Source organism: Maridesulfovibrio salinus (genome assembly GCF_055394525.1).
In genome coordinates this window covers 777464-790432 of sequence record NZ_AP042461.1, presented here as the reverse complement: position 1 = coordinate 790432, position 12969 = coordinate 777464, and the positions used below count along the sequence as shown (strand labels likewise).

9 protein-coding genes are annotated in these 12969 nt (G+C 47.3%); 1 reads left to right on the top strand and 8 read right to left on the bottom strand.

The window, feature by feature from the left end; translation table 11 throughout:
• Positions 1–308: 308 nt before the first annotated feature.
• The 6 genes from ACZ5PW_RS03575 to ACZ5PW_RS03550 all read right to left on the bottom strand — a co-directional run bounded on the left by ACZ5PW_RS03575 (position 309) and on the right by ACZ5PW_RS03550 (position 8987).
• Positions 309–2993 (bottom strand): adenosylcobalamin-dependent ribonucleoside-diphosphate reductase, encoded by a 2685-nt coding sequence (locus tag ACZ5PW_RS03575; protein ID WP_464558039.1) that lies wholly within the window; start codon positions 2991–2993, stop codon positions 309–311.
• A gap of 390 nt (positions 2994–3383) precedes the next feature.
• Positions 3384–4301 carry a transporter gene (locus ACZ5PW_RS03570; RefSeq protein ID WP_464558038.1) on the bottom strand — a complete coding sequence of 306 codons (918 nt, stop codon included), beginning with the start codon at positions 4299–4301 and terminating at the stop codon, positions 3384–3386.
• A 31-nt stretch (positions 4302–4332) separates the two neighbouring features.
• A complete protein-coding gene (locus ACZ5PW_RS03565; protein ID WP_464558037.1) occupies positions 4333–5259 on the bottom strand; it encodes an NAD(P)/FAD-dependent oxidoreductase in 927 nt (308 codons plus the stop codon).
• Between the two features lie 68 nt (positions 5260–5327).
• On the bottom strand, positions 5328–7211 hold the full coding sequence (locus tag ACZ5PW_RS03560; RefSeq protein WP_464558036.1) for an aryl-sulfate sulfotransferase: 1884 nt from the start codon (positions 7209–7211) through the stop codon (positions 5328–5330).
• Positions 7212–7227: 16 nt separating this feature from the next.
• The gene (locus ACZ5PW_RS03555; RefSeq protein ID WP_464558035.1) at positions 7228–7536 is read right to left on the bottom strand and encodes a thioredoxin family protein; all 309 of its coding nucleotides are present in this window, start codon (positions 7534–7536) and stop codon (positions 7228–7230) included.
• Between the two features lie 35 nt (positions 7537–7571).
• Positions 7572–8987, bottom strand: a complete 1416-nt coding sequence (locus tag ACZ5PW_RS03550; RefSeq protein WP_464558034.1) for an SLC13 family permease — start codon at positions 8985–8987, stop codon at positions 7572–7574.
• Between the two features lie 290 nt (positions 8988–9277).
• Here ACZ5PW_RS03550 and ACZ5PW_RS03545 point away from each other — a divergent pair, with 290 nt between their 5' ends.
• Entirely contained in the window at positions 9278–10183 is a 906-nt protein-coding gene (locus ACZ5PW_RS03545) for a LysR family transcriptional regulator (protein ID WP_464558033.1), read from the top strand.
• A 265-nt stretch (positions 10184–10448) separates the two neighbouring features.
• Here ACZ5PW_RS03545 and glmS read toward each other — a convergent pair whose 3' ends face one another.
• Together glmS and ACZ5PW_RS03535 are read right to left on the bottom strand one after the other, a co-directional pair.
• Positions 10449–12272, bottom strand: a complete 1824-nt coding sequence (gene glmS / locus ACZ5PW_RS03540; RefSeq protein WP_464558032.1) for a glutamine--fructose-6-phosphate transaminase (isomerizing) — start codon at positions 12270–12272, stop codon at positions 10449–10451.
• Between the two features lie 43 nt (positions 12273–12315).
• Positions 12316–12924 carry an XTP/dITP diphosphatase gene (locus tag ACZ5PW_RS03535; RefSeq protein ID WP_464558031.1) on the bottom strand — a complete coding sequence of 203 codons (609 nt, stop codon included), beginning with the start codon at positions 12922–12924 and terminating at the stop codon, positions 12316–12318.
• Positions 12925–12969: the final 45 nt, after the last annotated feature.

The window sequence follows — 12969 nt, the reverse complement described above, 5'->3', positions numbered from 1 at the left end:
GCTAAATTTTTCCAAAAATATCAAGCAAAATCAACTACACCTTAACATCGACTTCCTTCCTAATTTGACCCTGCGACCATAACCACAGCACATGAATAGAACTGTTTCAAAGCCGTAACCTGCAAAACGCTCAAGCACCGCTACAGGATGTTACTGCTTCCAAATAGTCAACTGCAACTACGGCATACCCTTAAATACAAATCCCCCGGAACGTCCGCTCCGGGGGATTTCCTTGTCCTCAGCAACGCCCTGCCGGGCGCATATCAATTCAACTGCAAAATCACTTTTTATAAAGCATGCTGCAAATATCAGCCACAGGTCGTGTAGCCGCAGGCCTTGCAGATCTTGCACCCTCCCTCGGGAACATACGCTTTCTTGCCGCATTCGGGGCAAAGAGCCCCCAGTTCTTTGGACACAATCGTCCGGTCATCCACGTCCAGAGAAATATACTGGCGCAGAATTCTGGAGATAATTGCCGCAGCATCTATTACATTATAGCTTGAGCGGTCCAGCTGGGTGAGGATACGGTCTATGGGCATGCCCACCCGCAGCAGCATGCTGGTCAGGCGGGTTATGGTTTCCCACAATGAATACTTTTCCTGAAAAACCTGCTCATTGTAGAACCCATCGCCGGTAACTCCGGCCTCCTTGGGTAATTTCACGAAGATTTCAATAGGGTTGCCTGAGTCATCAAGGGATACAATGATGTACATTTTAGATCCCTTCCACATCACCCTGTGCCTTTCCGCTTTCTCTATATCGTGAAGCTCTCTTTCAACGAGTGAAGGGTCTTCGCCTTTCATACTCGGTGATGCTTCCTTCTTGTCTTCCACTTTATCAAGAACACCTTTTTTGCAGCCGTTGCGGAAAACAGTGACCCCTTTGAGGCCGTGCCGCCATGCCTCAAGATAAATCTCAAAGACTGTTTCCTTAGGTGTTTCCTCGGGAAGATTGATTGTGGAAGAGATGGAGCTGTCCGTATACTCCTGAATTGCCGCCTGCATCCTGATGCGGTCCATATAATCCAGTTCATCCGCCTGAACGTAGTTCAGTTTCTCCTTGAGCTGGGCAGCGGTATATTTTCCGAACAGCTTTTCCTGATTGGTTTCAATCATCCATTTCAAAGGCGGCATATGGATGAATTCAAAAACCTTACCCGCCTCAAGACGAGTCTCGCGGGTGTAGCTGAACATGAAAGCGGGTTCGATACCTGAAGTGCAGTTGTCAGACATTATGGAAATGGATCCGGAAGGCCCTACAGTATTAAAAGCGGTATGCCGCAAGCCGTGCTTCATGATCCTTTTGCCCATTTTCTCGGGCAGATCCAGATTCTTTATATAGGGGCTTTCAAGAAACCGTTTACGCGCAGCTTTGTCTTCAAGGACCTCAACCGGTCCGAATCTTTCAGCAATGTCGCAGCTGATGGAAATCTCGGCAACAGCTTTATCACGCAACACATCCCTGATAAACGAGATCGATTCCTCACTGCCGTATTTTAAGCCCAGCATGGCCAGCATATCGCCAAGGCCAGTAAACTCAATACCGATTCTTTTGCCGTATTTATCAGCCTCACGGTGCTCTTTAAGTGGATGTTTATCTAGATTCAGGTCGGACATGGTGTCCATGAAAGTGACTACCCGGACAAGATCTTCACGGAAAAGCTCTGAATTAAAACGCGCTTCCGGTGTAAACGGATTGGTCACATACTTGAAAAGCACCATGGCTCCGAGCAGGCAGTTGTTCCAGTATCCAAGACCCTGCTCTCCGCATGGGTTTGTGGACATGGGCTTGAGCCTAACGGGGTCAATGAAAGTCCCCGGAGTATTGCGCTGAGTGGTATCTTGATAGAGAATACCCGGATCTCCGGACTGCCATGCGGAATTGCTGATTTCCTCCAGAAGCTCCCGGGCCTTGACTGTTTTATACTTTTTGAATGGAAGACCGAGCTCCTCCCAACGGCTGTAATCCCCATCCCATAGTTCATTGTATACGGATTTAACAGGATCAAAGATGTCCGAGGTTTTGCTGCGTTTTCTGGAAAGGGTAAATTCCATAATCTTATCACAGGTTGTATTGCCTTCTCCATCTGCAGGAAGATAAGGCTGAACTTCAATGGAGTGATTAGCCTCATCCACTCCCACAACTTTATACATAATCTCGGCCTGAAGGCGATCACCTTTCTCGGGTTTCAAAGCATCGAAGACTTCCGGCAACAGTTGCAGGGTTGAGTCAGCGCATATTTTACCTGACAATTTGAATCTATGCGGAAAGACGAATGTCCAGTCCTTGTCCTCTTCAACCGCGCGCATAAATTCATCAGTAATCTTGAGACTTATATTCGCGCCGAAAACATCCTGAACCTTGCCGGTCAGGGAATCCACTCCGAAGACCTCTTCCGGTTTACTTTTACTCCAGATAAAACGTCTGGTGTCCGGATGTCTGACATCAAGGGAGATCATCAGGGCCCCGCGCCGTCCATTCTGCCCGATGGTATTGGTCAGTTCACTGAAAAGAGGCATAAAGCTCACCGCCCCGGAAGAAGTCACCGCAGCATTATTCACCGGATCTCCGGCAGGCCTAAGGATGGTGATATCAATTCCGCTTCCGCCACGGTAAGAATATGTACGGGCCAGTTTCTTCTGAGCTTCAAAAATTCCTTCAAGTGAATCGGATTCTATTTTTGCAAGATAGCAGTTACTGAGCGAACATTTGTTATGTTCATTGCCCAGCCCGGAAAGAATAGAACCCGCAGGGATGAACCGCCCTGACTGAATCAGCTCGCAAACCTGCTCATTTTCCTGATTCTCGAAAGCTGAATGTTTCAGGAACTCCCTGCAAAGCCTGTTTTTTACGTCGCCGAAAGAATGTTCCAGCAGGCGCCCTTTGCGATCTCGAATCTGGTATTTTCTGGAGCTTACGGTTTCCTGGAACCTATGATGTTCCTCCAGAGCCATCTCTGCTGTTTCTCGTGTTATGATAGAGTGTTCAGACATTTAATATCCTTCAAAGTATTAATAATTATCATTAGTATTTTCTAGCAGGCGCATTATGCCAGAATTCTAGAATATTTCCATGATAAGTACCAACTAAACTTAACCATCTTTAATTACGGAAGAATTATTAGAATGCAGGCGTATGACCATCGCCATACTGACTGTTTTCTGTTGTGCCTGTACTTTATTGTCGACCCAAGGAGTGAAAATTACATAATTAAAATTAAACTCAGCCTTACATTGCAAATTTCGCATCATATAATAACCCCCGGCCTCAACAGAGAAGCCGGGGGTTATCACACCATAGCCAATTTTCCGGAATATCCGGATAAGAATCCTGTTCTTCTGTATCGCTTTAAGCTCTACTTCTTTATTTTTATCCTGATCCGGCTAATCAAAAAGTTTTGCCAGATCAAAAGTCTTCATCAATTTGAATTCAACACGGTAATCATCGGAGCAGACTTTATTCTTTTCATACCAGCGTTGAACTGGAGCTTTCAGTGTAAGACCTGCAAAGGTTCCCCACGGCTTGTATTTGTAGGCCACTTTAGGACCTGCGTACCATTCAAGGGATGAATCATCCTGCATGACACCATTTCTTTCGGATTCATCATAAATCTCGAGGCTTGATTCAAGACCAACATCCCAATTGTCATTAATGGCATATGCGTATGCAGCGTTCCAGCGCAGACGGTTGCCCTTCTGGTAGTTGTGGCCGCCCTCTGCAAATGTTGCGTAGTTTACTTCTGTATCAAAACGGTTTGAATACAAGAAGTAGGTTGCGCCGATACCGCCCATTAGACCCCATGCCGCGTTGCCCGCAGCATCGGATGAATGTTCGCTGACTGTCCCGGTGGGCAGTACGAAACCCGCATCAAATGCAAGAGAGAAAGGATCACCTTTCTTCTGACTCAACAGTCTCTGGTGGAAAAGGACGGTTGTATCACCGACACCGTAGACATCTTTGTCGGAACCGGTGGTTTTATCCAGATGTACATTGTAGATCGGGGTTGCAGCGCGTACATCAAGACCATCCCAGATACCATAGCGCATCTTGATAACCTGATTAAACTTGGTGCCCTTTACATTTCCATTTACCCGTTTGCTGTTGCGCCAGACACCATTGCTGTCACTGAAAACAATGTTTCCGCCGATGGCAAATTTACCTGCAGGGATGTTCAGACCGCTGGGGCCAAAGGTTGCACTGGCCGGTCCCCATGCTACGGGGTATTTTTCTTCAGCGTGAGCGGCAGTCGCCAGACACAACAATACCAATCCGGCCAGAAGTCGGACTATCTTAGAACTCATTTTTACTCCAATATATTTAGGTAGTTATATGTTATCCATTGAGGCTTTCAACGTACTTGGCTGCGCTGTTGGCGGCGATGGCTCCATCGGAACAGGCTGTGATTATCTGGCGGAGTTTTTTACTGGTGATATCACCTGCACCGTAGATGCCTTTTACGGAAGAATTCATTTCGTCATCAACTTCAATAAATCCGAAATCATTAAGAATTCCGAGACTTTTGAAATTTTCGGAAGTGGGCATAAGTCCTATGTATTCAAATACGCCGTCACATTTTACGTGACGCTCGGTTGCGTCTTCTTTGGTGGATTTAAAGCGGATGCCGTCAAGAACTCCTTCCCCAGTGAATTCAAGTACATCCTGATAGGGATAAATGGTCACGTTATCCATAGCCCGAAGCTGGTCGCAGGCTTTAGGATCGGCGGTAAGATCGAACATAGTCACAATGGTCAAGGAAGAAGCGATTCCCGCAAGGTAAATGGATTCCTCCACAGCGGAATTACCACCGCCGATAACCACAACGTCCTTGTCGCGGTACTGGGCACCATCGCAGATTGCACACCAGCTGATTCCGGTTCCGGCAAAGTTGTCTTCACCTGCGACGTTCAGTCTTCTGGGTACGGTTCCAGTGGCGATGATTACAGTACGTGTTTCAAAGCGGGCATCGTCTTCTTCACAGATAACGGTTTTGGTTTCGCCGTTATCAACGATATCCAGCACGGTTTTATAATCGAATTCCACCCCCAGCTCCTGGGTATGTTCAAACATCTGCATACTCAATTCCGCACCGTTAACCACACCTGACCCGGTGTAGTTTTCGATCTCGTTGGTGTTGACCATCTGTCCGCCGGGGGAGAGCTTGTCGATCATAAGAACCGACATGTTAGCGCGAATAGCATAGATAGCGGCAGTCATGCCGGCGGGGCCTGCACCGATAATGAGGACATCATAAGTTTTCATGATAACTCCTGAAATATGTAAGAATGATGCCCGCAGCAGCAGTCTGCTGCGGGCATGTCAATAGAGGTTTATCCGGCAAAGATAGAAACACCGAGATGATATTTCTTTTCGTTAATAATCAGCTTGAGGGTGTAGCGCCCTTTGAGGCCTTCCTTGCTGACGTTGAATTTTACGTCGCGGTCATCATCCTCAAGGAAAGCACCGGAGCACATGGCCAGATGGCGCACTGCAGCGGTGTTGATGAAGTAGTTGTGTTTGCCTTCATCACCGTCAAGGCAGAGCATGGCAAGGGTGCCGCGCTCGAATTTGCCATGGAAAACAAAGCGGTCTTCATCTTCTTCGATAATGATATTGTGCCATGAGTCGGGAAGCTCATTCACTTCTTCAACTTCGGGATCAGTGTCGAAAGTGGGGGTTACATCTAGCTTACCTAGTAACTGGCCGGGGCCGAAAGATACGTTTTCACCATCATGGTAAAGAGGCAGCTTTTCTGCACGATAGAAGTTGCCTTCGGTTTCCATTTCATAGAGGACCACGCCGTCCTTTTCTTCAATGGTAACTGAACGCAATTCAACATTCGGGTCATTTTTGTCGAGGAAAGCACCGAGTGAATCGGCGGGCAGGCCGTTTTCATAGCCGATACCGCCGGAATGGACCATGTAGTGTCCTTCTGCGTAATATTCAACGTTGCAGATATAAGGGGAGAAGAACTCTGGTCCGCGTTCTTTACCGTACTGCCAGACCTGTTCGATTTCCATTTTGTCAGTATCGATGCGGTAACGAACACCACGGGAAAAGTTCTCGGAGTTCCTGATGTAGTTTTCTTTTGACTTGGCGCGATACTGGCCGTTGTCAAAACACATGATGTCGCCTGTAGGTGTTACCAGACAGGCGTGCTGTTCATACTGCCAGTCGAAGTTTTCAACATCGCCAACCGGGGTGAAGAAGTATTTGTCCACGAGTTCCTGCGGCCAGCCTTCAGGGTCCCCGAGAATCCAGTTCAGTTTACCGGAATCGTAATCAATACTGATGATGGCATCCTGATGACGTCCGGAAAGCACGAGGGCATTGGTATTTTTATCGTACCAGACAGCGTTGTTGTGAAACCAGTCGTGAGCATCCTGAGAGCCGGAACCGGCAACATCCTGCGGCAGAACATTTTTGAAATCCCAGGTCTTGAGGATTTCACCTGTGTTGCGGTCAACCAGAACGCACTGGTCTTCCACGGTATCGGAATGCATGTCCTGAGTAAGGATAAGCAGGTTGCCGTCTTCCATTTCCCACTGGTCATGATGATAGCTTCCGGGAAGACGGTATTCTTTATATATTTTACCGAGCATATCGATTTCGATCAGGCCAGTGGCGTTGTAGGGCATGTGGCAGAAACGTGGAGAACCGGTAAGCAAGTTCCCGTTTTCAGCACGCTTGAGGTCGAACATGGTATTCACGGTCAACACCCAACGGATATTGCCTTTGTAGTCGTATGCCGCAGGGCTGTTCTTGCCAGCAGTACTCAGGAACATAAGGTTGTTTTTGAGATAATCGATGGAAGTGGAAATATGTCTACAGCGGCTGACCCGTGCAGGAAGTTTTCCGGTCTTGATGGTCAAGGTAGTGCTTGAACCGTTGGACAGTTCGATTTTAATTTTGTTGTCGAAATCTTCGTAAAGACCGAGAATGGGCAGCTTATGTACTTTTGCCGGAGCAAAAGTATGGCTAAGATCCTCACGCTGGATGCGCTTGCCGCGAATAGTAACTGTCACGGAAACTTCCTCAGCAGTGGTGAACATCACCAGAGCGCAGAGGGGGTTGATGAGGTATGGATTCTCAACAACAAGAGGATTTTCAAGAGTGTAGCTGTTCTTATCAAACTCAGCCAGAAAAGCCTTTTCAGCTTTGGCCTGACTGGTGATCAGGTGGTCTTCGCAGGTATAAGTAATGCAGTTGCTCATGATTGTGGCTCCTTGATTAAACGAGTGCTTCAATTTCTTTCACAATGGCGGGCTTCTGTTTCAGCCCCTGCAGACGACTAACTTCCACGCCGTCCTTCATAAACAGCATTGTGGGGAAGCCTTTGACTTCAAGGCGTTCCTTGAGATCCTGATTTTCATCGTAGTCTATGGTGAAAATTCTGAAGTCAGGATTCATTTTGTCGATGTCTTTAAGAACGAATGCCAACATTTTGCAGGGGCCGCAGCTTTTAGAGTAAAATTCCACCAGCATGGGGCCGGACGCATCAAGAGCATCGTATTCTTGGGTGTTAATTTCTTGAATCATTTTATATTTCCTCAGATTTATTTTGATTAACTATTTTAAACGATTCCCAGCAGGGTCCAGTAAGGAACCGCAATAAGTCCCAGAAAGGCCGGACAGAAGACCATGCGGAGGGCAAGGAACTTCATGGCGTGACGCAGTTGCAGGTGTCCGGTGGAGCAGAAAAAGAGCAGCAGGGCGAATTCGTAGGCAAAGAGATACTGGTCGGTGCCGTAGAGGAAGCTGTAAATAACCGGATAGGGCTGCACGTGCATGGAGACGGCGAGTTCGGTAAGGGGGACGGTCATCAAGGCTTGAGCCGCCAACGGGGTGAGAATGAAGTTGAAGCACACACCGAAGGCGTAAGCCAGAGTGGAAAGCCCAAAGACACTGTCCATGGACTGAGCCAGCGGCAGCATATGTGCGCTGAGCCATTTACCGATGCCTACATGTCCGGCCACAAAACCGATTGCCAGAGAACCGGCCACAAAGAAAATAATGGGGAAGGCGAGTCCGTTGAAATCCTTCTGGTTGAGGATGTTGATCTTGGGCACAAATGCAATGGCGCTGATGGCTACAAAGAGATGCATGCCCGGAAGTCCATGATATTTAGAGGTTGCAGCAAGTGCGACGGCAAACACAGCAAGGACACCGGCAATGTACTCATCGCGGGTGATGGGCCCCATTTCGCTGTACTGCTTGAGCAGTTCATCCTTGTTGAGCTTGCCTTTTCCTCGAACCATAAACAGGACGAGGCAGATGGAAAGACCGCTGTAGATAATGGCGGGGATGAAGTTGTGTATGGCGAAGTCTGCATAACCGACGGTTTCTCCTGTGACGGTTGCCATGAGTCTGGTTATGGTCAGGTTTTCCAGCGATGCTGTAAGTATACCAAAACGGGGTCCGCAGACAGAGAGGAAGGCGGCGAAAACAACTGCGGTTGATTCCTTGCTTCCTTTTTCAAGCTTCAGAGCATCGCAGGCACCAACGCCGAGAGCGAGCATGATGGCGCACTTAGCTGTAGCCGAAGGAACCAGCGGGGTCAGGATCAGACCACTTGAAAACATGGCGAAGAACAGGCCGGGATAGGTGGAGCCGGTCATAACCATGCATTTAAGAACAATGCGCTTGGCAAGTCCGGTCTTCTGAGCCATGATCCCGATCATGAGTGCACCGATTATTGCCCACGGTATAACTGTGGCGAACGGCTTTGCCAGCGCAATTGAAGCCGGGGCAATCTTGGATGCGAAATAAAAAATGGGCAGGATAATACCCACAAGCGGCGGGGGTAGAATTTCAGTCGCCCAGCAGACAACAGCCCAACTGGTGATGGCCATAAAAAGAATCATTTCGCGGGACAGGCCTTCGCCGCCGACAGTAAGCAGGATAAAAGCAGGTATTCCCAGAGACAAAATCCAACCTATTTTCTGGACCAGAGATATTCCGCTCGGGGGGGCGGTAGCACTTGTACTCATTATCATTTCCTCCATCTGTATAAACAATCGATTTTAAGCAAAGTTGGTCTGATCAGGACTTTGTGAATAATTGGATTAATGCCCGTAGTCGGGGTCGTGTACAAGACAATTAAATTGACTTGGTTTTAAGTTTTAGTTAATCCGCTGGAACAACTTGTGGCATTTTGCACAAAGGCATTCCAAGCTCCTATCTCTATACTTATTTGAAATAATTGCACAAAAATATCTTAAATTATGCTTGTTAAATCTCGCGAAAAATAGGGATCACACCTTTAGTTATAGCAAAAATTATGAAGATAAATCTAAATCAACTGCGTTGTTTTTATCTAGCGGCAAAATTCAAGGGTGTTTCCAAGGCGGCAGAGTCTCTTTTTGTGACTCCCTCCGCTGTGACCATGCAGATAAAGAAACTGGAACGTTGGGCAGGATTCAAGTTATTGATCCGAGAGGGCAATTCTCTGCGACTCACTCCGGATGCCGAGGTTATCTACAAACAGGCCGAAAAGGTTTTCCAGGAGGCGGAAATACTAGAAGACCAACTTGAAAAACTGATGCATTCCCATGCCCATAAAGTGGTCATCGGGGCACATCATGTTCTCGCCAGGTACATCCTGCCCAATCTGATTGCCGTAATTAAAAAAATGAAGCCGAATCTGAACGTGAAAATGGTATTGGATACAGTTCCCAACCTGATTGAAAAGCTACATTCCAATGAGATTGATTTTGTTCTTTCGGCAAGCTTGCCGCCTGAACCGAATTTCAAAGCTATTCCCCTATTTTCCGAGGAGCTGGTCCTAGTTGTCATGCAAGGATCAGGGTTCGTCAAAAAGAAACGCATTACTCCACAAGAAATCGCTTCAATCCCGCTGCTTTTACAGGAGCGCAATATTTATATCGTTGATGAGTATATCAAGAATAAGGTAGGAGAGCCGAATATTGCCATGGACAATCTCAGCGCAGATGTCATTAAGCCTTTTATTTATCAGGATATAGGAGGTGCTATCCTGATGAAATTTGCAGTGCAGAATGAAATTGAAAAAGGTGATTTTCTGGAAATGGAAGTAGAGGGAGGTTTGCCTAAAGCCAATTTTGTTCTGGCCTTTGATGACGAAAAAAAACTTTCACAAGAAGTGAAGGAACTAACAAAATCACTAAAAGAATATCCATTTGCCAGAAATACTCTGATTCAAGGATAATTTTCGAGCCCCCCGCTGTGTATTACAAACAGCTTGTCAAGCCTCCCATCTTGACGGTTCCCTATTCTGCCCCGGTCAAATATAAAGAAACTTGCCCTTCTTTGATCAACCTTTTGATCATAACTGCTGTTAAACTGTTACTTCTTTTTGACATAAGAAAGCCGCTCCTGTTTTAGATCATATTTTCAATCTAGCAGAAGCGGCTTTAGTTGACCGATTTATGTCTAATATAATATATTTTTGCTAATAAAATCAGATACTTAGACTATTCGACAGTGACCGACTTGGCCAAATTTCTAGGCTGGTCGACATCCTTACCAAGGTAGTCGGCTGTCTCGTAAGCAAAGAGCTGGAGCGCGGGAAGTGCTATGAAAGTATTCAGCGGTCCCCAGACTTCCGGTAATGACCAGCGGTGCTCCACGTCAAGCTCAACGCCGGGGTTGGTAAGGGCGATAATTTCACCGCCACGAGCCTGAACTTCTACGAGGTTTGATTTCACTTTTGGAAACAGATCATCGTTGAGCGCCATCGCAAAAGTGGGAAACTTGGGGTCAATCAGAGCGATCGGTCCGTGCTTCATCTCACCGGAGGCATATCCTTCAGCATGAATGTATGAAATCTCCTTGAGCTTCAAGGCTCCCTCTAAGGCCAGAGGGAAATAGAGCCCGCGTCCCAGAAAGAAAAAACTGTAGGCTTCTGAATATTCCCTGCTGAGCTCTTTGGCCTTGATGCGCATGGCGGGAAGCTCTGCTTCAAGAATAGACGGGATTTTGCACAGGTCTGCTGCGGCTCGGGCACTGGTTTCATCATCCAATGTCCCCTTCTTTTTGCCCCAATAGATAGCCAGAAGCAGAAGAGCTGTCAGCTGACTGCACATTGCTTTGGTCGACGCAACACTGATTTCCGGGCCGGCCTGAGTGTAGACTACATAGTCGGATTCTCTGGCGACACTTGACCCTACCACATTGCAAAGGCCGATTATGGGCAGCCCTTTTTCCTTGGCAAGCTTTATTCCTGCCAGAGTATCAGCTGTTTCCCCGGACTGGCTGATCGCCAGAGCCACTCCACCCTTAGGCAACAACGGATCACGATAACGGAACTCGGAGGCAATCTCCACTTCAACAGGTATCTTTGCCCACTGTTCAATGAGATACTTGCCCCAAAGTCCAGCGTGGTAGGAAGTCCCACATGCTATAATATGGAGCCTTTCCGGCGGTTCAAGATCATCAATCTCTGATAGCACAACATCATTTCTGACATGGTCAATACGCCCAGCAAGACAATCGGAAATAACTTTGGGTTGTTCAAAGATCTCCTTGATCATAAAATGCTTGTGTCCACCCTTCTGAGCGGCCTGAACATCCCAGTTGATCGTTTTGACTTCCTTTTCTACCGGCTCAAGAGTCACACTGTTGAAGACTTCCCAGCTTGAAGAGGTAACTTTGAGTAATTCTCCATCTTCAACGAACACCACTTCGCGGGTGTAGGGAAGAAAGGCGGGGATATCGGAAGCGACAAAATTTTCACCTACACCGACTCCCATAACCAACGGACTGGCAATACGGGCCGCGTACACTGTTCCCGGTTCATCAATCAGCACCAGAGCGATAGCATAGGCGCCTTCCACCTGCTTGAGTGCCCAGGAGATTGCTTCAAGCATGGTCCCGTTATGCTTGCGCCCTTCGGCAATAAGGTTAACAAGAACCTCTGAATCGGTATCAGAACGAAACTCATACCCTTTGGACTGCAGATCGTTTTTGATCTCCTGATAATTCTCGATGATACCGTTATGAATCATCGCTATCTTTTCTTCCATATCCAGATGGGGATGTGCGTTGCGCTCTACAGGCACACCGTGAGTAGCCCAACGGGTGTGTCCCACACCGAAAGTGGAATTGGTAATATTTTTCTGAGCCAGTTTTTCATCAAGGGCGGCAAGTTTTCCTTCCGCCCGCACAAGCTCTATTTCCCGGTTCTGGATGGTGGCGACACCGGCAGAGTCATAACCGCGGTATTCAAGTCTTCTCAATCCCTCTACAATAAGGGGAACAGCGGGACGGTGTCCGGCATATCCTATAATTCCACACATATTAAACTCTCCTGATTACTTTCCTGGCAGGCTGACAAAAATATTACTTGGTGATTTTCTTCTGAAATTCAGGCCATTGATCCATTAAAGCCCGCATCGCCTTGCCTCGGTGGGAACGGGCATTTTTGGTTTCCCGTGTCATTTTAGCGGCTACGCAATCAAGCTCTGGATCAAAAAAGAGAGGATCATAACCAAAACCCTGATCGCCTGAAAGTTCAAAAGCGATCCGGCCTTCCCATTCTCCCCGGCTCTGGATACGGATATTATCAGGAGTTGCCGCTACCATCACACAGACGAAACGAGCGGTCCTCTTCTCCTCTTCCACGTTCTTCAAGGCATCCAGAAGCTTGGCATTGTTCTTTTCAGGTGTGGCTTCAGCACCACTGTAGCGTGCCGAATAAACTCCGGGAGCTCCATCAAGGGCATCGACCTCAAGGCCGGAATCATCAGCAACGGCAACAAGTCCGGTCAGGTTTGCAACAGTCTGGGCCTTGATGATGGCATTCTCTAGAAAGGTTTCCCCAGGTTCGGGAATCTCACCGATTTCAGGAAATTCATCCAATCCTTTCACTTCAAGTCCAATACCTTTAAAAAGCTCATTAAACTCAGCTATTTTGCCTTTATTGCTAGTGGCAAGAACTACTGTTTTCAATTCTGTCTCCCGTACAAATATAAAAATACACGGATAAAAAATTAT